18 protein-coding genes are annotated in these 22,354 nt (G+C 35.2%); 10 read left to right on the forward strand and 8 right to left on the reverse strand.

Going from position 1 to position 22,354, the window contains the following annotated elements; translation table 11 throughout:
* Window positions 1-15 precede the first annotated feature (15 nt).
* Both HOO91_11910 and HOO91_11915 read right to left on the reverse strand, forming a co-directional pair.
* On the reverse strand, window positions 16-2,847 hold the full coding sequence (locus HOO91_11910; GenBank protein NOU18250.1) for a hypothetical protein: 2,832 nt from the start codon (window positions 2,845-2,847) through the stop codon (window positions 16-18).
* Between the two features lie 28 nt (window positions 2,848-2,875).
* The gene (locus tag HOO91_11915; protein ID NOU18251.1) at window positions 2,876-3,220 is read right to left on the reverse strand and encodes a translation initiation factor; all 345 of its coding nucleotides are present in this window, start codon (window positions 3,218-3,220) and stop codon (window positions 2,876-2,878) included.
* A 292-nt stretch (window positions 3,221-3,512) separates the two neighbouring features.
* On the opposite strand from HOO91_11915, the gene HOO91_11920 reads away from it, so the two are divergent.
* From HOO91_11920 to HOO91_11960, 9 genes are all read left to right on the forward strand, one after another.
* Window positions 3,513-6,575: a DUF2723 domain-containing protein gene (locus HOO91_11920; GenBank protein ID NOU18252.1), complete on the forward strand. Its 3,063-nt coding sequence runs from the start codon at window positions 3,513-3,515 to the stop codon at window positions 6,573-6,575.
* 74 nt (window positions 6,576-6,649) lie between these two features.
* Window positions 6,650-8,161: a F0F1 ATP synthase subunit beta gene (locus HOO91_11925; GenBank protein ID NOU18253.1), complete on the forward strand. Its 1,512-nt coding sequence runs from the start codon at window positions 6,650-6,652 to the stop codon at window positions 8,159-8,161.
* Between the two features lie 10 nt (window positions 8,162-8,171).
* Window positions 8,172-8,429 carry an ATP synthase F1 subunit epsilon gene (gene atpC, locus HOO91_11930; protein ID NOU18254.1) on the forward strand — a complete coding sequence of 86 codons (258 nt, stop codon included), beginning with the start codon at window positions 8,172-8,174 and terminating at the stop codon, window positions 8,427-8,429.
* A gap of 9 nt (window positions 8,430-8,438) precedes the next feature.
* A complete protein-coding gene (locus HOO91_11935) occupies window positions 8,439-9,179 on the forward strand; it encodes a hypothetical protein (protein ID NOU18255.1) in 741 nt (246 codons plus the stop codon).
* A gap of 111 nt (window positions 9,180-9,290) precedes the next feature.
* Window positions 9,291-10,577 (forward strand): U32 family peptidase, encoded by a 1,287-nt coding sequence (locus HOO91_11940; GenBank protein NOU18256.1) that lies wholly within the window; start codon window positions 9,291-9,293, stop codon window positions 10,575-10,577.
* A gap of 222 nt (window positions 10,578-10,799) precedes the next feature.
* Window positions 10,800-11,501 (forward strand): hypothetical protein, encoded by a 702-nt coding sequence (locus HOO91_11945; GenBank protein NOU18257.1) that lies wholly within the window; start codon window positions 10,800-10,802, stop codon window positions 11,499-11,501.
* 230 nt (window positions 11,502-11,731) lie between these two features.
* Window positions 11,732-12,340: a DUF4254 domain-containing protein gene (locus HOO91_11950; GenBank protein ID NOU18258.1), complete on the forward strand. Its 609-nt coding sequence runs from the start codon at window positions 11,732-11,734 to the stop codon at window positions 12,338-12,340.
* 13 nt (window positions 12,341-12,353) lie between these two features.
* Window positions 12,354-13,382: a glycosyltransferase family 9 protein gene (locus tag HOO91_11955; GenBank protein NOU18259.1), complete on the forward strand. Its 1,029-nt coding sequence runs from the start codon at window positions 12,354-12,356 to the stop codon at window positions 13,380-13,382.
* A 419-nt stretch (window positions 13,383-13,801) separates the two neighbouring features.
* A complete protein-coding gene (locus HOO91_11960) occupies window positions 13,802-14,713 on the forward strand; it encodes a YitT family protein (protein ID NOU18260.1) in 912 nt (303 codons plus the stop codon).
* 105 nt (window positions 14,714-14,818) lie between these two features.
* Here HOO91_11960 and HOO91_11965 read toward each other — a convergent pair whose 3' ends face one another.
* The 6 genes from HOO91_11965 to HOO91_11990 form a co-directional block, all read right to left on the reverse strand.
* Entirely contained in the window at window positions 14,819-15,556 is a 738-nt protein-coding gene (locus HOO91_11965; GenBank protein ID NOU18261.1) for a glycosyltransferase family 2 protein, read from the reverse strand.
* The gene (locus HOO91_11970) at window positions 15,525-16,781 is read right to left on the reverse strand and encodes a hypothetical protein (GenBank protein ID NOU18262.1); all 1,257 of its coding nucleotides are present in this window, start codon (window positions 16,779-16,781) and stop codon (window positions 15,525-15,527) included. Before HOO91_11970 ends, HOO91_11965 begins: the two co-directional genes overlap by 32 nt.
* A 41-nt stretch (window positions 16,782-16,822) precedes the next feature.
* Complete coding sequence (locus HOO91_11975) at window positions 16,823-17,881, reverse strand: NAD-dependent epimerase/dehydratase family protein (GenBank protein ID NOU18263.1); 1,059 nt, start codon at window positions 17,879-17,881, stop codon at window positions 16,823-16,825.
* 5 nt (window positions 17,882-17,886) lie between these two features.
* Window positions 17,887-18,948, reverse strand: a complete 1,062-nt coding sequence (locus HOO91_11980) for an NAD-dependent epimerase/dehydratase family protein (protein NOU18264.1) — start codon at window positions 18,946-18,948, stop codon at window positions 17,887-17,889.
* A 228-nt stretch (window positions 18,949-19,176) separates the two neighbouring features.
* Window positions 19,177-20,124 (reverse strand): hypothetical protein, encoded by a 948-nt coding sequence (locus HOO91_11985; GenBank protein NOU18265.1) that lies wholly within the window; start codon window positions 20,122-20,124, stop codon window positions 19,177-19,179.
* A gap of 519 nt (window positions 20,125-20,643) precedes the next feature.
* Window positions 20,644-21,192: a hypothetical protein gene (locus HOO91_11990; GenBank protein ID NOU18266.1), complete on the reverse strand. Its 549-nt coding sequence runs from the start codon at window positions 21,190-21,192 to the stop codon at window positions 20,644-20,646.
* Window positions 21,193-21,416: 224 nt separating this feature from the next.
* Between HOO91_11990 and rsgA the strand changes: the two genes are divergently transcribed.
* Window positions 21,417-22,340 (forward strand): ribosome small subunit-dependent GTPase A, encoded by a 924-nt coding sequence (rsgA, locus tag HOO91_11995; protein ID NOU18267.1) that lies wholly within the window; start codon window positions 21,417-21,419, stop codon window positions 22,338-22,340.
* Window positions 22,341-22,354 lie beyond the last annotated feature (14 nt).

Consider the following 22,354-nt stretch of genomic DNA (forward strand, 5'->3'; position numbering starts at 1 on the left):
ACTAATAATCGGCAATTATTGACCGTAAAAATCTACAAATAAGCCGAACGAATTAAACGGTAAAAGGTCATCTCCACCCCATCCTTGTTGGAGTTGTAGACGAATTGGATATCTTGTTCGGAAAAGTTTAAAATCTACATAAACCTCAAAACCAAAAGATTTCATAGTATCGGTTTGATCGCCTGTTTTTACAGGATATTGATTTTTTGCATAATCGTAAAAGGGACTTAGAGATATTCGCTTAAGATACGCAAGTGAACCAAAGGCAAAATCAGGGTAGACAATTGGAAGCAGGTATTCTACAGACACTCCCCTATAGGTTTCCGATTGATAATTAGCATATCCCCTTGGAAAAATAATTTTATTAGAATAGTAATAATGTTTAAGATTCTGATTTTGGAAACTCGCTTTAACGAATAGACTATGATTTGCTGCTAAGCCCGGAAGGTACAGATTAAATGTGCCAGCAACTAAAGATCCTAAATTGTTTTTATTGAATGGGGCATTTTCCATCTGAATATTTGCCGTAAATCCCAAACAAGGCCGAACATCTTTAAGAGCCTGTTGCTGTAGAGTAGAAAAGTAAACTCTATAATTGAACCGTTGAAGTTTCTTGTGATATGAACTATCGCTACCCGAAAACAGATAATCGTTACTACTAATGGCTTGAATGAAAGGGCGTAACAAGGTGGTAAATCTACCTGAAGATAACTTTAGTGGTAGATAAATACTTAGGGTAGATTCTTTTCTTTTTTCAGTTATAGTGGGTGGTGTAGTTTTTTTTATGTAGAAGAGCGCTGGGTAATTATTACTCAGATCGAAACTGTATGAGAAAACAGGAAATAACCCCAAATACTGATAGTTGATATGTGTCAGATTAGATTTTTCATAACCATATCCAGCAGTTAAGACAGATGTTCCTGTTATGTTTTGCGAAATCAGAGTCAATCCTGGTTTTATGGCAAATACCCCATTTGTTAACTCCATTGGATCGTAATAGAACGGAGCCCAACTGTGAATATTAAAAAGCGTTTTAATTCCTCGATACTGTTTTACCTCAAAGGTGTTATTTGGAATTACTGTAGAATCGATGTTGAACTTTAAAGCCTGACTTAATTTTTTTGAGATCAAATCGTCTGTAATATCTGGTAGTATGATCTCTGTATTTGTTGTGTCGGGAATAATTTTTGATATTGAATATCCGTTCGTTGTGTAATTTGAAAAAAAGATTTCGTTTGATTTTGAATCAAATGAAGGATCTGTTGAACCAAAAGGTGATTTTGTAATCTGAAACACCTTTTTTGTTTTTACGTTAAATGCAAATATATCCTCCTTGTAATCATTCGTAGTTGAGAAAAGAATAAAATCATGAAATATTGATAAAGAGTGAATGTCAAGAAAAGTTGAACCGAAAAGAATACTAGATGAACCATCATCATCTAAATTAATGATTGATTTTCCTTTATCGTTAACCACTGCTACAATCAAAGATTTTTGATTCTGTGAAAAGATCAACTCAAATGGTTGATATTCGTTGGGAAGGTTAATGCTTTTAATTTTTTTTCCATAAATATCAAAAGCATCAATTGAATACAATCCATTATTATTTGCAGATATTGCATAAACCAGATCGTTATGAGGATTGTAAACTGGGGAATAATATTTTCCCTGATCGGAAATTGTTTTTATCTGTCCATTTCTAATATTAAACCACTTAATAACACTATAGTTTAAGTACTGCCAGCGGATATGAGATTGGTACTCTGTCCAAAAAATATTTTCGTTGTGGTATGATGGTATGCTTGTTAAATAGCCCGGTTGAACCAAACATTTTTCTTTCTTGCTATTTAAATCAATAAGAGTGAATTGAGGGTTCGTTGAAAGGTTCGTTTTATAAACAATTAAACAATTATCGTTTAGTCTATAGGGGTATCTATAATCAGTATACTCCTTATTCTTTTTAATAATAATGGTTAAATTATCAATATTGTTGTATTTCTGATTGCTAGACCAAATGCCATCAAGATTATCAAAGGTTTTCTCGAAAAGTTTTTTTCTTGAAAATCCAATTTCTTTTTTTAGTCCAAAGTAGAAGGGGAAAACGGTGAATGGGTATCGTGAAACAGAATTTAGCGTATTCGCCCAAACACTATCACCATATTCAATCTTGGCATAACTAACCAGCTGATATCCGAAACTATAATGATTCGGAATATTGTCTTTGAACGACCCCATCAACCATTTATCGTATTTAAACTTCTTTGATTTGGTGAGATAATGAGTTCTGTAATATTGATAAAAATCAGCTTGGCGTCCTCTTCCAGAATTGGATGCTGCGGTCTCGAAAGCAACTGCATCTCCTTCCAAAAACCAATTTGGAACCATTCCTGCTGATAATCCAACAATTTGTTCGCCCAAAAGAATTGAACTAAAATTAACAAGGCCTTCATCTAACTTATAAAGTTGTGAGGTATGGCGTGTTTCATGCAATGCTAACTGGGTCAACCAAGGTTGGGCGTATGTGAATGTGGGTGATTGCGAAACTATTTCCATTCGCTTTGGCGCCCAAGCAACAAAGGCATTGGAAAGTACACTGTTGTTGTGAATTACAACGTCATAGGGTTTTTGCATCGCATTTAGCGATTTTGGAGCAACCGTATCAATTATACTTAGTAGATTCGCATAACGAAATGCTTTTTGCTCAGCCTCAACGGGAAAAATAATTCGTGCATTTTTTGTTTTTATCTGCCTCCATTTAATACTAAAAGGCTCAACTCCGGTTAAAAAGTATTGTGCCTCTGCTTGTAAGGAGAGGATAAATAAAAAGATAAATAAAACTTTCTTCACTATAAATAAAATTCTTGATTATTAATCATCAACCTGATACTTTTACCTTATAACCCCATTCTTCCAGTAAATCGGCAATGCGAGTTTTGAATTCTCCTTGAATAATAATCTCACCCTCTTTTACTGATCCACCAACCCCACATTTTGTTTTCAGTTTCTTTCCTAGTTCTATCAAATCATCCTCTTTCCCTATAAAACCTTTAACAAGTGTAACAGTTTTACCTCCCCTGTTTTTTCGCTCAATAGCCACAATTAAATTTTGCTTTTGTGGAGGAATCGTTTCCTCCTCATGTTTTTCTCCTTGATTGTATTGAAAATCAGGATTTGTAGAATAGACAACATTTAACCTATCCTTCCAGTTATTATCCTTCATATTTTAATAATTTTAGGCAAAAGTACTTCAAAAAACAGATTAACATAGTTTTAAACAAAGCTAAAATTATATTACATGAGGGCTATAAGCGAATTTTGGTTACTTTAGCTGTTTATATTTTTATCAACTTATGAAATGTCCATATTAATAAAGAACACCAAGCGCAGTAATCAAAACATGGACATTTAGTTTCGCTGAACCCGTTGGGGTTCATCTGAACTTAGGTAATTAATATCATTCGAAGAAAAACAATAACTGATTCTATATTAATTATTTTTGAAATTTTGTACAGATGAAAAAATACAACCTGATTAACAATATCATGGGATGGGCTGCATTCCTTGTAGCGGTTATTGTCTACTTATTGACAATTGAGCCTACTGCAAGTTTTTGGGATTGCGGGGAATTTATTGCTTCGGCATACAAACTTGAAGTTGGACATCCTCCCGGAAGTCCAATATTCATGCTTATTGGTAGATTCTTTACCATGTTCGCTGGCGATCCATCTAAAATAGCTATAACTGTCAATATCATGTCTGCACTTGCTAGTGCATTTACTATACTCTTCCTATTTTGGACAATAACACATTTGGCCAAAAAACTAGTTGTAAAAAAAGATTCTGAAGCCACAACGGCAGAGTTAATTGGAATAATGGGAAGCGGTTTTATCGGTGCATTGGTTTATACTTTCTCCGATTCATTCTGGTTTTCTGCTGTTGAAGGAGAGGTTTATGCGCTCTCATCTTTCTTTACAGCTATAGTTTTCTGGGCAATTCTAAAATGGGAGAACGAGGCTGAGAAACCTTATGCTAATCGATGGCTAATATTCATCGCTTATATGATGGGTTTATCCATTGGTGTTCACTTGCTTAACCTTTTAACAATACCTGCAATAGTATTTATTTACTACTTCAAAAACTATACACCAACCAGAAAAGGATTAATTTTTGCCAGTATTTCTGCTGTTGCAATTCTTGGATTTGTAATGTATTTTATCATCCCAGGCACTGTGGTTTTTGCATCGTGGTTTGAATTTCTCTTTGTTAATGGCTTCGGATTACCATTTAATAGCGGTTTAGTATTCTTTGTAATGCTTATTGTTGGTATTTTCGTTTGGGCAATTAGATATACTCTTAAAACTCAAAAAGTATTAGCAAATACAATCCTATTAGCGATTGGGGTAATTTTGATTGGTTATTCTTCCTATGCCTTGATATTAATAAGATCATCTACCAATACACCTTTAAATGAAAATAATCCCTCGAACATATTCGCTTTAAAAAACTACCTGAATCGTGAGCAATATGGCGACAGACCTTTACTTTACGGTCAATATTATAATGCTCCCGTGACTAGTAGCGAAAACAAAACAACATTTATTCCCCAAAATGGAAAATATATAAGATCTTACCTGAAAACAAATTACTCTTTTGATGAGCGGTTTCAAACCGTTTTTCCAAGAATGTGGAGTCCTGGCGAAGGGCATGATGAAGAGTATAAAAAATGGGCTAATATTGTTGGAATCCCTGAACGAGTAACCAATCAAAACGGAGAACAAGAGGTAAGAAACATTCCAACGTTTACCGAGAATTTACGTTTCTTTTTTAGTTTCCAAGTGGGGTTTATGTATTGGCGTTACTTCATGTGGAATTTTGTTGGCCGACAGGATGATATTCAAAGCCAAGGAGGGTTGCTAAATGGTAATTGGATAAGCGGAATTAAACCAATAGATGCTATTCATCTTGGCAATCAGGATAAATTAACAAGTGAGCAGCTCCATCAAATTGGTAGAAATAAGTATTATTTCCTTCCTCTAATCTTGGGATTAATCGGGTTGGCTTATCAGTTTCTGCGCGATAAAAAAAATCTTATTGTCGTAACACTTCTTTTCGTTTTAACGGGTGTCGCTATTGTTATATATCTTAATCAGTATCCATTGCAGCCACGTGAACGTGATTATGCGTTTGCCGGATCATTTTATGCATTCGCTATTTGGGTTGGTATAGGCGTATTGGCTATATCGGAAGGATTTTCAAAACTACTTCAACCCGTTCAGAGAGCTTCTATGGCCTCAGTATTGTGCCTTGGTGTTCCACTCATTATGGGAACACAAAACTGGGACGATCATAATCGTTCGGGACGTTATACCGCAAGAGATTTCGCATACAATTATTTAAATTCATGTGCTCCAAATGCTATTCTTTTTACCAATGGTGATAATGATACTTTCCCTTTATGGTACATTCAAGAAGTAGAAGGGGTTAGGACCGATGTGAGGGTCTGCAATCTTAGCTTGCTTGGAACCGATTGGTATATAGATCAAATGAAAAGAAAGGCATATGAATCTGCGCCTCTTCCTATAAGCATGAATATAGATCAATACGTTCAGGGCAAACGTGATATTATTTATGTAATCGAGAGGTTTAAACAAAACATTGAACTAAAACAGATAATGGATTTTATTGCAAGTGATAAGCCTGAAACTAAATATCAGATTCCAAATGAAGATCCTGTTACCTATATACCCACCAAGAGTTATATGGTTTCGGTTGATAAGGACGCCGTAATAGCAAGCAATACTGTTAACAAAAAAGATTCCGCACTAATCGTAAAAGAAATTGTTGGAACACTTAAAAAGAGCTACATCCAAAAAAGCGATATGATAATGCTTGATGTAATTGCCAATAATAACTGGAAACGCCCAATTTACTTTGTTTCACCTTATGGTGATTCCGATATAGGGATTAGCGATTATTTACAACTCGAAGGTTTTGCTTATCATTTAGTACCTATAAAGACTAAACCTAAAGACTATTTATCTTTCGGTAGAATTGATGTTGACATTCTTTACAATAATCTGATGAATAAATTTCATTGGGGTAGAATGAATCAACCCGATGTAAATATCGACCATAATAATCAACGAACCACAACAGTTCTTCGATTAAGGAACAACTTTAACCGATTAGCAGAAGAGTTGATCTCTCAGAATAAAAAAGATTCCGCACTGGCAGTTCTCAACAAAATTGTTGATTTGATGCCTCAAAGAAAATATCCATACGATATATTCACCCTCAAGACTGCTGAATCTTACTTTAAAATCAACGAAACAGAAAAGGCTAATCGAATTATTAAGGATTATGTAAAAGCAACCGAAGAAAACTTACGTTATTATTTCAGTTTAAGTCATCGATTCGATAATTCAGTTGATTACGAAAAACAGGTTAACATTCAAACCCTACAGGAATTGGGTTCTTTAACCGAAAAGTATGCTCAGGTTGATTTGAAAAATGGAATAGAAAAAAGTTTGCAGTATTACTATGAGTTATATACTCTGGGTAGTTCTCAAAAATAAAGATGTTGCATTTTATCAATATTATTTTATTTATTAGCTAATTTTGTCACAATCATATTTTAATGTTTACTGTTATGGCCGATTTGTATGGTGAAATAGTTCAGGTAATTGGACCCGTTGTTGACGTGACGTTTAGTATGGCCGGCACAAGTTTTCCAAATATTCATGACGCGCTTGAAATAATTCGTGAAGACGGTTCTATTCTGGTTGTTGAGTGTCAACAGCACATTGGCGAAAACACGATTCGTACCGTCGCAATGGATTCAACCGATGGTCTTCGTAGAGGTATGAAAGCCCGAGCAACAGGATCGACTATCTCGATGCCCGTTGGCGACCATATCAAGGGTCGTCTGATGAATGTTATTGGTGCTGGTGTTGATGGTCTTAGTACATTGAGTCGGGAAAAAGTCTACTCAATACACAATAATCCTCCCAAATACGAAAACCTTAGCACCGAGAAAGAGGTTCTTTATACTGGGATCAAGGTTATTGACTTATTAGAGCCTTACTCAAAGGGTGGTAAAATTGGTCTTTTTGGTGGTGCTGGTGTTGGAAAAACTGTTATCATCCAGGAACTTATTAATAACATTGCCAAGCAATCCAAAGGATTTTCAGTGTTTGCAGGTGTTGGCGAACGTACCCGCGAAGGTAATGACTTACTTCGCGAAATGATTGAGGCAGGCCTTGTCAACTATGGTGAAGAGTTCAAGAAAAGCATGGATGCTGGTGGTTGGGATCTTTCAAAAGTAAATGAGGAAGAACTCAAAAAATCCCTTCTGACTATGGTTTTTGGTCAGATGAACGAACCACCAGGAGCAAGGGCTCGTGTTGCATTGTCGGGTTTGACCATGGCAGAATACTTCCGCGATGGAGAAGGAGAAGGCAAAGGAAGTGATATCCTATTCTTTATCGATAATATTTTCCGTTTTACCCAGGCTGGTTCTGAAGTATCAGCACTTCTTGGTCGTATGCCTTCAGCAGTAGGTTACCAACCTACTCTTTCAACCGAAATGGGTTTGATGCAGGAACGTATCACTTCAACAAATAGAGGATCTATAACATCTGTACAAGCTATTTATGTACCTGCGGATGACTTAACCGACCCTGCTCCTGCTACAACTTTCTCGCACCTTGATGCAACAACAGTATTAAGTCGTAAGATTTCGGAACTTGGTATTTACCCTGCTGTTGACCCACTAGATTCAACATCTCGTATTTTAAGTGTAGAAATTGTTGGTGAAGAGCATTACAATACAGCACAGCGTGTTATTAATATTCTTCAACGCTATAAAGAGTTACAGGATATCATTGCAATTCTTGGTATGGACGAATTATCCGAAGAGGATAAACTTATTGTTCATCGTGCCCGCAGGGTTCAACGATTCCTCTCTCAACCGTTCCACGTTGCCGAAGCGTTTACAAACATCCCTGGATGTATAGTAAACATCAAGGATACAATAAAGGGCTTTAATATGATTATCGACGGAGAAGTTGATAAATATCCTGAAGCAGCTTTTAACCTTGTTGGTACTATCGAAGATGCAATAAAGAAAGGTGACAAAATGCTTGCTGAAGCCCAATCTTAATTGATAAACTATGTTGCTCGAAATAGTAACGCCTAAAGCGACAATTTACAAAGGGGAAATAATCCTTGTAAGAGTTCCTGGTTCAAAGGGTTCCTTTGCGGTAATGCATAATCATGCACCCCTAACATCTACCTTAGAGCCAGGGCAAATTAAGGTTGTTGAGTTGAATAAAACAGAAATCTTCTTTGATATCTCTGAAATTGGGCTGATTGAAGTTAAAAAAAACCATGTAGTGGTATTATCTGATTCTATTAGTAAAATAAATTAATAGTATCCTATGCGTTTCTTATACAGCCATTTAATTTGGGGATTATCTTTAATGCTTATGGTTTTAAGCACTTCGGCTCAGCAAAAAGTTTCCTTTGAATCTAAGGATGGTTTAATTATCACCGCCGATCTTTATGTCTCCTCAACGGAAAATCCTTATATAATACTTTTACATCAAGCGGGATATAGCCGAGGAGAGTATAAGGAAATTGCACCTAAACTTGTAAAGTTAGGCTATAATTGCTTAGCGTTGGATCAACGTTCTGGTGAGGAGGTTAACTTTATAAAAAATGAGACTGCGGCTAAAGCAAAGGAAAAAAATCTTTCAACAAATTACCTCGATGCTCTTCCCGATATCCATGCTGCAATTGACTATGTCAAGCAAAAGTCGAGTAAGCCCATTGTTCTTTGGGGTAGTTCTTATTCTGCATCGCTAAGTTTAATTGTTGCTTGTGAGGAACTTAAGGTTGGTGCATTAGTTGTTTTTTCGCCAGGCGAATACTTTGATCCGAAAAACTTTATTAAATCAAAGATCTCAAAGATTTCCATTCCTGTGCTTGCGCTATCTTCTAAAGACGAGTATCCAGCAATGGTTGATATGTTTTCTGTTATTCCAAAATCTTTGGTAACAACATTTAAACCCACTACAGATTCTGGGAAGCATGGCTCAAAAGCTCTTTGGGAGTCAAATCCATCGAGCAAAGAATATTGGATGGCTGTAACCGTGTTCTTTAGTAAGTTAAAGAAATAGATATTTTATACCAATCAAGAAACATCCTTTGATTCAAAATCAGGGGATGTTTTTTTATTTTAGCACAAAGAGTTGTTTCTTTGTATCCATATTTTAATCTTATACAAGTTAATGCTGAAACGTTCGGATATAGAGGTAATGTCGCCTGCGGGCAACTTTGAATCCCTTATGGCTGCAATTCAGGGTGGCACAAATGCGGTTTATTTTGGCGTTGGTCATCTTAACATGCGCGCAAAATCATCGGTTAATTTTGCCGTATCCGATTTAAAGGAAATTGTAAGGATTTGCAATGATAGCGGCATAAAGTCATATCTTACTGTAAATACTGTCCTTTACGATAATGATTTACCCGCTGTTAAAGAATTACTTAAAGAAGCTCGTGTTGCAGGTGTTAGTGCAATAATTGCCTCCGATCAAGCGGCTTTGATGTGCGCTTCTGAACTTGGACACGAAATACACCTCTCCACCCAACTCAATATTAGCAACCTTGAATCGTTAAAATTTTATTCTCATTGGGCTGATGTTGTTGTTCTAGCAAGGGAACTTTCCTTAGAGCAAATCTATGAGATATACCAAGGGATTGAAAGAGAAAATATAATAGGCCCATCAGGAAACAAAATTAAAATTGAACTTTTTGTTCACGGAGCGCTATGCATGGCTATTTCGGGCAAATGCTACCTTAGTCTTCATCAGGAAAATATATCGGCAAATCGTGGAGCATGCCTTCAAATCTGTAGAAGATCATATACCGTTCAGGAATTTGAAACAGGCAAGCAGCTTGAGGTCGATAACGAGTATATCATGTCGCCTAAAGATTTGTGTACAATAAACTTCCTAAATAAATTAATTGATGCCGGTGTTCGGGTGCTTAAGATTGAGGGCAGGGCTCGTGCTCCCGAGTACGTAAAAACCGTCACCCAATGCTACAATGAAGCCGTTAATGCAATTTGCGATAATTCCTATACACCCGAGAAAATAAATGATTGGACAAATCGATTATCAACCGTGTTCAACAGAGGATTTTGGGATGGCTATTATCTTGGTCGTAAACTGGGAGAATGGAGCCACGTTTATGGTAGCCTTGCAACCGAAAGGAAAATATATTGCGGAAAAATCACCAACTACTTTTCTAATTTGGGCGTTGCAGAAGTTTCAATTGAAGCGCATGAACTTTACCTCAACGATAAAATTTTGATCATTGGCCCAACATCTGGAGTTATTGAAGAAACCGTTTCGGAAATAAGGGTTGATGAAAAACCTGCTCAATTTTGTCCAAAAGGAATAAAATGTTCTATACCTGTTAACACCACTGTAAGGCGAGCAGATAAGTTGTATAGAGTAGTATCAGAGGAGGAACTTAAAAAATTGGGGGAAATTAGCAACAAGAAAAATTTTTAGGATAATCATTTCAAACAATATTTTCCACTATGGTTAAATATATTTCGTGGTATTATATTTCTAAAAATTAAATAATTGTAGCAAAAACAAATATTCTGCATTTTTTCTGAAAGGAAAATTTATTCAACCAACAAAATAAAATGTTAAATCATTTCATTAGATTAGTCTTTTTTATTACAGAAATGTAATCAAACCCCAAAAAATAAATTAAAGTAATTGATTATGAAGAAATTTTTTCTCTTTTTTTTAGTGGTATTTGTTACAAGCATGTCAGCGTTCTCACAGGATACTCTCATTAGACTTAATGATGAAAGAATAATTTGTAAAATTCAAAAGGAGGATGCCGCAGCAGTGCACTTCACTTTATATAAAAACGGCAAAAAATTCGACACCTTTCTTGATAAATCAGAGATAAAATCTATTATATACGGAAACTCAGCATCTATGCAATCTAGCAATTTCGACAAAGTATCATTGGGTGCAGGTTTAGGTATGGATTTTGGCGGATTGGGACTAAATTTACTTGTCTATCCACAAAGGAATATTGGACTCTTCGGAGGTGTTGGGTATGCGTTTGCCGGAACAGGTTACAATATTGGGGCTAAGATTAGGTTTGTTTCAGAAAATACAAAATCAAAAGCCACATTTTATGGTCTTGCAATGTATGGCTACAATGCTGCAATTTCTGTAACAAATGCAACCGAATTTAACAAACTATTTTATGGACCAACAGTAGGATTTGGTTTCGACTATAAATCACATCCTTCAAAAAAGAGCTATTGGACATTTGCTATATTGTTGCCCATAAGAAGCACTGCGGTTGATGATTATATTAATGACCTCAAAGATCATCATAGCATAGAATTTAAGAATGCCCTTATGCCTATTGGAATAACTATGGGCTATAGAATTATATTAAACTAATATGATTGTCCGCAATAATACCTAATGGAGAATTAATAATCCAAATTGTCATTCCTGCGAATGCAGGAATCTATCTCTGTTTAAGAGATTCCGGGACTTCGCCCGGAATGACATCAGGATTCATTTTATGTATTAGGTATAATTAGAGGGTATTCATATAAATTAGTACTTTATCTTGGTTAACTTTTTACTGTAAATATTTGTTGTGTTTTACTAATAAAATCAAAAAAATGACCTTCAGCGAACTTTGTAATAAACTTTTTGATGATAGTACAACTTACTATCATACAATGGATAATGTATACGCTACATTAGCAAATCCTCATAAAGAGGAAACCATTGAGGGAGCGCTATTTAAAAAGAACTGGATTGATGCCGTACAATGGCATCTTGAGGATATCATTAGAGATCCTAAAATTGATCCCATTAAGGCATTAGAAATAAAGCGTTGGATAGATCGTTCGAATCAGGAAAGAACCGATTTGGTTGAGCTAATCGATAGCTACTTTCTTACAAAGTATAAAGATGTTAAACCGCAACCGGGAGCAACCCTTAATACCGAAAGTCCCGCATGGGCCATCGACCGCCTATCAATACTTGCGCTAAAGATTTACCACATGCAACAAGAGGTAATTAGAAAAGATGCCGCACCAGAACATCTTGCTAAATGCCAAATCAAACTTGATGTTCTTTTAGATCAGAAAAAAGATCTCTCTCTTGCTATCGATCAGCTAATTGCCGATATCGAAAGTGGTAAGAAGTACATGAAAGTTTACAAACAGATGAAAATGTATAACGATCCCTCCTTGAATCCTGTTCTTTACGCACAAAAAAAATAATCTCAAAAAAAAGATGGCAAAGATTTTAGTATTCCGGTTAAGTGCTATTGGGGATGTTGCAATGACGGTTCCCGTTATATGGTCATTAACTAAAACTTACCCAGATGCCGAAATTACATTTGTATCACAAAAATTTGCCTCAGGATTTTTAAAACATATTCCAGGAGTAAGACATTTTGAAGTTGACCTTAAAGGAAAGCATAAAGGATTTTGGGGGATTATTCGTCTTTACCTTGATCTTCGAAAACTTGGTAAGTTTGATGTAATCGCCGATTTACACGATGTAATAAGAACAAAAATCCTCCGTTTTCTATTTCTTTTTTCATTATCGCATTTTGCGATTATTGATAAAGGCCGAAGGGATAAACACAATCTCACTAAAATTAATAAGAAAGTTTTACGTCAACTCGACACATCTGTATCGCGCTATGCAAAGGTATTTTACGACGCTGGTTTTAAATTTGATGTTGAATTCGATTACCTATTTACCCAATCGCCCCTAACCGAAAAAATTACAAACATCACTGGGCCAAGGGAAAACAAGTGGGTTGGAATTGCCCCATTTGCAAAGCACAAAGGGAAAATATACCCGCTCGAGCTAATGGAGAAGGTAATGGAACTCGTTTCCGATACTAAAGGCGTTAAAATATTCCTATTTGGCGGAGGACAGTATGAAAAAGCGATTTTAGAGGGATGGGAGAAACGTTTTCCGAATACAATCTCCCTTGCAGGCAAACTTAGCATGGAAGATGAGCTAAAGGTAATTTCGAATCTTGAGGTGCTTGTTTCCATGGATTCCGCAAATATGCATTTAGCATCGCTTGTAAACACGTGCGTAGTAAGTATTTGGGGGGCAACACACCCTTTTGCAGGATTCTATGGATGGAACCAAAACCCAAAACATGCGCTTCAAATTAATCTGCCTTGCCGGCCATGTTCCATTTATGGAAATAAGCCCTGTTTTAGGAAAGATTTTGCCTGTATGAATCTAATTACCCCTGAAAGCGTTTATAGCAAAATATTGGACGAAATTATCACCTAAAATCGATATTGTTACTATTCAGCAATTAAAAAATTCTCACGCTAAGTCGCGAAGAAGATAAAATAGATGAGGAGCACCTCTAAAATCAATTGCATCTACGATTTGTGCGCAAAGAGAAAAAACCTTTGATTTTTTCTCCCTTGGCGTGCTCTGCGACTTTGCGTGAACCCATTAGGGCTCAACGAAATTAAGCATTACGACAGGAACATGTAATCTTTGCTTTCAAAGAAAATGTTTGCTGAAACATAAACCTGAACGACTACTTGATATTTAATTACCCCAAAAAACCTCGAACTCAAATCGGGGTTTTTTAATGTATCGTGGCCAACTTTTAGAAATATGTTAAATGACACATAATCAAACTTTAAAAGAGAAAGAATTAATTTTGTGACAAATTTGAAAACTAATAATTTATTGATATGACTTACATTACGAAGGAAAAGCTGTTTTCGAAGGAGTGGTTTTTAGCCTATACCTTGATAACAATTGGTGCGTTTATTCTGGCGGCGGGTTTTGTGCTTTTTATCGACCCACACAGAATTGCACCAGGAGGGGTTTATGGCATTGGTATTATCACGCACTACTTGACTCAGGGTATGTTTTCTTGGGCACCAGATGGTTTACCAATTGGTACAGTTGGTCTTATCCTAAATATTCCGTTAACCATAATTGGAATAAAAATACTTGGCCCTCGCTTTGGGGTTAAAACCGTAATCGGTTTTCTTCTATCCTCTATTTTCATCGACTTGCTTCATGGGCTATTGGGTTACGCACCGCTTGTTGACGATATGCTACTATCATCAGTTTTTGGAGGTGTATTAATTGGTTTCGGATTGGGGTTAATATTTAAATCAAAAGCCACAAGCGGCGGATCTGATATAATTGCCATGATTTTTGCAAAGTATACCCGTCTTCCCCTCGGACAATTGATGATTTATGTTGATTCGGCTATTGTGCTATTGGCCTTGCTCGCTTTTAAGGATTGGAAGATTCCTATGTATTCATGGATTGTTATCTACATAACTGGTAAGGTTATAGATATGACCATCCAAGGTGTTAGCTACGATAAAACTCTTTTCATAGTTTCTGAGAAATGGGAGGAGATACGTAATAAGATTATTATTGATCTGGAGCGTGGAGGTACCTTAATAAACGTCACAGGTATGTACCAAGGCCAAGAGAAAAAAATGATCTTTACCAATGTTAGCCGCCGTGAGGTATATATGTTAAAGGATTACATTAAATCAATCGATCCATTTGCCTTTATTACAGTGATTGACGCAAACGAAATCCTTGGCGAAGGATTCAAATCAATTCATAGTGATAGCTAATCAAGAAAAATGCTGAGAAAAAAGCCTAGTTGGAAAATTCCAACTAGGCTTTTGTTTTTTAGAACAGACAATACTAAATACAATCATAGCCGATAATCAAAATTCTTACCACTTTTTTCTAAAATCTCCTCGCGAAAAATATTTTTCAATAAAACAGTACATCAAAATAAAAAAGTATCGACTTCCCATTTCACGAATCTTTAACTTTGATTCGCCGTACTTTCTATTTGTCCATGAGTTTGGAATTACAGTATATGAATATCCCCTTATTATTGCCTTTAATGGTAATTCAATAGTCAGGTTAAAGTGTGGAGATAAGAATGGCTTAATCCCTTCAATTGTATGACGCTTGTAAAGTTTAAATGCATTTGTGGTGTCATTGTATTTTATATGCATTACAAAACGAATAATAAAATTCGCCATCCGATTGATTCTTTTTTTAACAAAAGGATAATCAATCAATTTCCCTCCTTTGATAAAGCGATTCCCAAAAACACAATCGTAGTTGCCTTCAATCATTGTTGTATAAAACTTAATAAGATCGTAGGGTGAATCTGATAAATCGGCCATCATGATAGCCACACAATCTCCATCAAATCGCTCCAATCCATATCTCACGGCATAACCAAATCCATTAGGTCCATGATTTGTCTCATATCTTAGCGCTGGGTGCTTTTTTTGAAGATCAACCAATACCTGCTCAGTATTATCTTTTGAATTATCATTAACAACAAAAATTTCATGCTCAATTTTTACCTTGTCAAATGCTTGTTCAATTTGTTCAATAGTTTCTGCTATTGATTCCTCTTCGTTATATGCTGGAATAACTATGCTTAGTTTCATCTTTAAAATGCTGTGAGAATGTCTGAACTACTAAAATAATTAAATAGAGAATAGAGAAAAACAACATAAAAGTTCCATCAAAATCTTGCCTTATATTGTGGTAATAAGAATAAAAGAAAGAGAAAAGAGCATATAGAAGATAAACAAGCCAAAGTATGGTTGTAATACCAAATAACTGACCATATCCTAAAAGAATAATAAGGGCTACTAAGGCGATATTCATTCGATCCATGCTACCGTTCATTAAATAAATACAAGTAAATAAGAATAAAAGATTTGCCGATACCACAACCACATCAAGTCGCTTTCTTAAAAAGCCAATAATATTAATGCCTACAAACATTAAAATAAAAATATTTCTTATCACAGTCCAAGAATTAGGAAGCACTTTAAATAGTCCTAACCACATAGAACCGTGTTGGGGTTGATCAAGAACAGCAAGTCCTATTCTTCGTATCATCATTTGTATAAGTTCTGGCAAAAATGGGGCTATGGAAATTATACATGCTAGAAATGAAACAAGACAATAAAAAATAATTTTTCGAAAACCATTAACATTGTTTTTATAAATATTATAAAGGCATAATGGCCCAATAAAAACGCCCATACCTACAAAAGCGACGGAAAATCCCAAAAGTACAGGGCTAATAAACAGGCCTAATGTTTTATTAGAACTATCGGAAAAATAAATCGCTGAAAGAATTAGTAAAAGCCCAATTCCTTTGGGTTCAGAAATATAAGTACCCCAAATAAGTAAAATTGGAGACAAAGCACCTAAAGATAAACCAATCAGTAATGGAAGATTTTGCTGTAATTTAATAGGAAGCTTATTTAAAATTCGATTTTTAGGGATGCGATATCGCCACTTATTAATAATAAAAGCAAAAATCAAAACAGCTAATAGACTATCAAAAAATGCAAAAGTGTATCTGAAAGCCAATGGGGAGGCAAAGCAATACTCAATGCCTCCAAAAAAAAGTGTTGCCAAAGGAAGATTGCTAAATGCATAGTAGTTCCATCTATCCTGAGTTGAGCATACCCATGGATCGTAATTGTCTTTATCGGTTCTTAATTGCTGCCTTAATTTAACGTGGTCTGTTGAGTCATAGGGGTTGACTCCATTTGCAACCAGTTGTCCCGCATCTCGATAAATTTTCAGGTCAATATTCTCATTTTGACGAGGTGAGTGAAAAATCATTACCAAGCGAAATGACATTGCAATCAAAAAAACCCACAAATAAATTTTGGTTCTATCAGACATAAAAACTAATTCGAAGTTAAACTATCATAGATTTGGCGAAGTATATCGTTTAAATTATAACGATATTCCCATTCTGGATAACGCTTTTTAAATTTTGACACATCCGAAATATACCAGATATGATCCCCAATTCGATTATCTTCAGCATAAGAATAGTTCATCTTTTTTCCCGTAATTGCCTCGCACAAAACAATCGCTTCCTTCATTGAACAATTGGAATGACGGCCCCCTCCTGCATTATATACTTCTCCCTGACCTGGAGATAGATAAAAATGATAAAACATATTCACAAGGTCATAAGCGTGAATATTATCCCGAACCTGCTTCCCTTTATAGCCAAAAACTGTGTAGTGATTACCAGTTACCGCGCATTTCATTAAATATGATAGAAATCCATGTAATTGAGCACTTGAATGGTTGGGTCCGGTTAGGCAACCGCCCCTGAATACTGCTACATTCATACCAAAATATTTTCCATATTCCTGAGCCAAGACATCAGCTGCCAATTTTGATGCCCCAAACAATGAGTGTTTTGAGTTATCAACGCTCATGCTTTCATCAATCCCGTCTTTGAAGTAAGGGTGGCTTTTAGCAATTTCCCATCTGTTTTCCAATTCCACTAATGGAAGAAGGTTAGGAGTGTCACCATAAACCTTGTTGGTTGAAGTATAAATAAAAACCGCTTTAGGAGAGTACAATCGAGTTAATTCCAATAGGTTAAGTGTTCCATTAGCATTAATCGTAAAATCTGTAATTGGTTCTTTGGCTGCCCAATCGTGACTGGGTTGAGCCGCAGTGTGAATTATCAATTCTATATCTGAATTGTATTTATCAAATATCGTTTGCAACGCATCGTAATTTCGAATATCTATTGAGTGATGTTTATAGTTTTGAATCGTTTTTTCCAATTCTTTTCTACACCAATCCGTAGAAGATTCTTTTCCAAAAAAATATGCCCTTTGGTCGTTGTCAATTCCGATAATTAGATCCATTTTTTTAGAAAAAAAACGAACTGATTCACAACCTATAAGTCCAGCAGATCCCGTTACAATTGCAACTTTCATAGAAATTATTTTAAAATTGTTTTTAATTTTTGTTCATTTTTGTTTATCCATGCGAAAACATCAGAAAAGATATTTTCTACACTTTTTTGTGGTTTCCAACCAATTTCATTTTCTATTTTAGTGTTATCTGAAATGAAAATCCTCAAATCAGCTGGTCTATTTTGAGTTTCTGCGTCAATTTTTATTTTATTTCCTGTGATTTTTTCACAAATAGAGGTCATTTCCAATAAAGATACGCTAGAAAATAATCCTCCTCCGGCATTATAAATTTTTCCATTAAACTTCTCTATCTGATGAATTTGAATATCTATTAAATTTATCAAATCATCAATATGTAAAATATCTCTTACCTGTTTTCCGAGTCCACCATAACCAATATATTTAAGCGGCTGTTTCCAATAATGCTTTGCTATCCAGAGAGTCACTACACCTTGGTCTGTTTTGCCCATTTGTCGCGGGCCAGCAACTACACCAAATCGGGTTATTGCCGCTTTTAAGTTGTAAAATTCGGCATATTCATTAATAAAAAATTCCGAAGCAAGCTTGGTTGTTCCGTAAAAAGAACGAGCACCTGAAAGATTTAAATCTTCTGAAATTCCCAAGTTTGAGATTCCTTTTTCTTTCTGGTCTTTGCAAAATGAAAAACGTGTTTCTTCTTCAATAAAATTTGCATTTTCAATTCTACTTATTGGATAAACTCTACTTGTGGAAAGAAATATAATTTTTGCCTTGTTTTTCAAGCAAGCATTAAAACAATTAATCGAACCGTACAAATTATTGTTTATGATGTAAGTTGGGTCTAAGTTAAGTCCAGACATTACTGATGGCTCAGCCGATGCCTCGATTAGCACATCAAAAGGTCCAATGGCTTCAAGATCCTCGTTATTTCGAATGTCCCCATGAATAAATTCAATCCCTCTTTCTTGAAAATCTGTTAAATTCAATTCCGAACCTCTTCTTTTTAGATTGTCAAAAACAACAATTGAATAACTTGGATATTTTTCTTTAAGCTTAATGCAAAGCGATGAACCAATGAAACCGGCTCCCCCCGTAACTAATATTTTCATTTTCCTTGAATAATTGTTTTGCCTCTTTCTATCAATAGTTTTGATTCAATATTTTATTCAATATTCTTAAACACGAATATAATATTTTTTTTCATACATGAATTTCACCATACCTGAGTACAATCGTTATTTAGGAATTTTAGCAATTGAAGTTCTCGAAGGTGGTTTAATCCAACTATAGAAATAACTAGATTACCATCCTTTTTACCGCTAGTCCTGTAGAATGTTCTATTTTGCTTTTTTAATCCGCTCAATCAGTCCAAAATGTTTTAATACTCTCAACGCCCTTAATGTGTTCCATCTGCTGGGTTGCCCAATAGTTTCCATATCAAAATGGGTCTGCCCGCTGTGTTTACATTGCAGAGTCCATGTCATATCTGCTCTTTGCTTTTTTATCAAAACCTCCAATGCATCTGCCATTCTACCATCATAACCAACACCTGCCAACCGGAAATAATCTAACGCCCTTAAAATATCGTATCTCCAACGCGATGGGTATGATAGCATTAACATTCTCCTATCAATTATCTCTCCTGTTCTATGCGATTTATACAATTTGTGTTCAAGAAGGAATTCCCTCGACTCCTCCTCCACTTTTTTTAGCTCATTCAAACGATAGGTGTAGCCCTGCTGTGAATATTCCAAAATCCCCTCAATTACCGATAGCGTTGAATGCACCGAACTGTGTTTTGCACCATGAAAGTTGAACTGACAATTAAATCCACCATCGGAAAGTTGCTGAGAAAGAATAAAATCCACCACCGATTTTAAATCATCCTCGTTTGCTCCAAAATAGGCAGCATAATTTAAAAACATTCCACAAATACATATATCGCTATTGGGGACAGTTTTTGCTGGATTTATTCCACCATCAGGATCTTTATTTTCACGAATAATTTTATTGATAGTATCCTGTATCTCCTTGCACTGATTTGAAATTGATAAATTCTTTAAATCCAGTATTGTATAATGCGATGAAATCCATTTAGGTTGATAAAATCCACGCCCCCAATGCCCGTTACTATTCTGGTACGATAAAAATCTTGCACCCCAACCCTCCTTCGATACTCCCTCTTTCAGATCAGACCTATCAATACTCAGCAAATCACGATAACCCTGATACTGAATTGAAACATCGCTATCCAGTAACCATTCAATTATTTGGTTAGGTATCATGGGGTTTAGAATTCTTGGTTTTTTAAAATTGCATTAACACTCATTCTTGGTTCATATTCGTGATAAAAAAGAATCTCGAATAAATCCAAAAGTTTCTTTTCACAGTTCAAATATGATAAAGCATGAATCAATGTTCCATTATGTTGATAATTGTCTTTTTTAAAATTGCATTAAACAGTGCTTCTAAAGATCTATTGTCTTTCAAATCGACAAGTGCAAGAGTAGCATTATTTCTAAGTTCAGATTCGTCTTTTTCATTAAGGGTATTAGAACTTCTGTTACATCATCTATTCCAAATTCTGATAGTTTCTTTGCTGCAGCTATGGTTTTAACGTTTTCTTTAGATAATAAAACTTGTATTAATTTATCAATTTTGTTCATTTTTGTGACGTAGAAACAAATTCCCTTTTTAATGCCTAAACGAGAACAAGGAATAGTAAACAGTAAATTTAAACATCCCAAAATACGACAGAATCTATTTGTTTATATGTATATCAATTTCTTTGAAATTTAACAGTATTAGGAACTGGTAATTTTTTTTTCGTTATAATGCTTATTCGATTCTATATAAAATAAGTTTCTTTTCTTTTTCATCTTATCCTGAATTGAATGAATTTCTTTAAGGTTTGGTATTTTACATTCAAATATTACTACCTCCCTTAATTCATTTTCGACATTTGCTGTTTCATCCAAAATTACTGCAGCATCATTAATTCCAAGTAATTTCAATCGTGAAATAGCTGTCATTTTGTTATCTCTTGCTTGAATTAACAGCCCATCTCTTTCTCTAATTTTTTTCCAACCTTCATCGCTTACAGGGATCCCTTTCTCTATTTGTCCTTTTGAAACTCCAGAAATAGCACTTATACAACGAGACCATTTTTGAAAATAATCTTCTGCTGAATCAGAAATTTTTTCAATCGTATCAAAATATCTTTTATAAAATTCTTTTCTAGCATCTGATTTATGATTTAATCGTGTCAATAAATAACTTGATAAAGATGCAATTATAGCTCCTAATCCAATTTTGATTGTTGTATCAATCAAACTATAAGTTTCGCTATTCATAAGAAGATATTTTTATCAATATAATTAACCTATAACTCGTTTATATGTCTATTTCTTTCAGACTGATTCATCATAAAATCTCGTTAAGTCTTATAATTGCAATCCCTAACCCAAATATAATCATTTAATTTATAGATCCCCACAGGGCTATAATTTTATAAGATATAGCATAAATCGATTTTCAAATTCCTATTTTTGTTTTTTATTAATGACTCAGCAGTAGAATGAAAAGTGGGTTGGTGCTTAAAACAACTGGTAGTAGATATACTATTCGGGATAATGATGGAAAAATATATTTCTGTTCAATTCGGGGGAAACTTCGGTTAAAGGGGGTAAAAACAACAAACCCAATAACCGTGGGCGATTACGTGGATTTTGAGGTAGATGAAGGTGATGTTGGGGCAATTAGCCGTGTTCACGATAGAAAAAACTATATCATTCGTCGCTCTACAAACCTATCGCGCGAATCGCACGTTATTGCTGCAAATCTGGATCAAACACTGCTAATTGTTACCATTGAATTTCCAGAAACCCAACTTGCTTTTATTGATAGATACCTTGTTACTGCTGAAGCTTACAGAATCCCAACAACTTTAGTATTCAATAAAACAGATCTTTACACCGATGAAATGATCGGTAAGCTCAACGACTATATATCTATCTACAGTAAAATTGGGTATCACTGTATTCAGGTTTCGGCAGAAACTGGACAAAATCTCGCCGAACTAAAAAATATACTTACAGGGAAGGTTAGCCTAATCTCTGGGAATTCGGGGGTTGGAAAATCTACACTAATCAATAAAATTGCACCTGAGCTTAACCTAAAAACCGAGTTGATATCCTCCTATCACCTTATGGGTAAGCACACAACAACTTTTAGCGAAATGTTTGAATTAAGTTTTGGTGGTTTTATAATTGATACTCCAGGAATTAAAGGTTTTGGAATAGTTGATATCGATAACGATGAGCTATACCACTATTTTCCCGAAATATTTAGAATCGCCTCGGATTGTAAGTTTTATAATTGCACCCACATTCACGAGCCTGGTTGTGCCGTTATTCGTGCTGTTGACGAGGGTGCTATAAGCCCATCCCGTTACATAAGCTATTTAAGCATCCACGATGATGATAATGATAAGTATCGTTAAACCACTAATAATCA

This window comes from Bacteroidales bacterium (genome assembly GCA_013141385.1).
Taxonomy (GTDB): Bacteria; Bacteroidota; Bacteroidia; order Bacteroidales; family Tenuifilaceae; genus UBA8529.

Coding starts and splice junctions, on each gene's coding strand:
- HOO91_11915 (NOU18251.1), bottom strand. CDS start 3,220: ATGAAGGATAATAACTGGAAGGATAGGTTAAATGTTGTCTATTCTACA.
- HOO91_11920 (NOU18252.1), top strand. CDS start 3,513: ATGAAAAAATACAACCTGATTAACAATATCATGGGATGGGCTGCATTC.
- HOO91_11925 (NOU18253.1), top strand. CDS start 6,650: ATGGCCGATTTGTATGGTGAAATAGTTCAGGTAATTGGACCCGTTGTT.
- atpC (NOU18254.1), top strand. CDS start 8,172: ATGTTGCTCGAAATAGTAACGCCTAAAGCGACAATTTACAAAGGGGAA.
- HOO91_11935 (NOU18255.1), top strand. CDS start 8,439: ATGCGTTTCTTATACAGCCATTTAATTTGGGGATTATCTTTAATGCTT.
- HOO91_11940 (NOU18256.1), top strand. CDS start 9,291: ATGCTGAAACGTTCGGATATAGAGGTAATGTCGCCTGCGGGCAACTTT.
- HOO91_11945 (NOU18257.1), top strand. CDS start 10,800: ATGAAGAAATTTTTTCTCTTTTTTTTAGTGGTATTTGTTACAAGCATG.
- HOO91_11950 (NOU18258.1), top strand. CDS start 11,732: ATGACCTTCAGCGAACTTTGTAATAAACTTTTTGATGATAGTACAACT.
- HOO91_11955 (NOU18259.1), top strand. CDS start 12,354: ATGGCAAAGATTTTAGTATTCCGGTTAAGTGCTATTGGGGATGTTGCA.
- HOO91_11960 (NOU18260.1), top strand. CDS start 13,802: ATGACTTACATTACGAAGGAAAAGCTGTTTTCGAAGGAGTGGTTTTTA.
- HOO91_11965 (NOU18261.1), bottom strand. CDS start 15,556: ATGAAACTAAGCATAGTTATTCCAGCATATAACGAAGAGGAATCAATA.
- HOO91_11975 (NOU18263.1), bottom strand. CDS start 17,881: ATGAAAGTTGCAATTGTAACGGGATCTGCTGGACTTATAGGTTGTGAA.
- HOO91_11980 (NOU18264.1), bottom strand. CDS start 18,948: ATGAAAATATTAGTTACGGGGGGAGCCGGTTTCATTGGTTCATCGCTT.
- HOO91_11985 (NOU18265.1), bottom strand. CDS start 20,124: ATGATACCTAACCAAATAATTGAATGGTTACTGGATAGCGATGTTTCA.
- HOO91_11990 (NOU18266.1), bottom strand. CDS start 21,192: ATGAATAGCGAAACTTATAGTTTGATTGATACAACAATCAAAATTGGA.
- rsgA (NOU18267.1), top strand. CDS start 21,417: ATGAAAAGTGGGTTGGTGCTTAAAACAACTGGTAGTAGATATACTATT.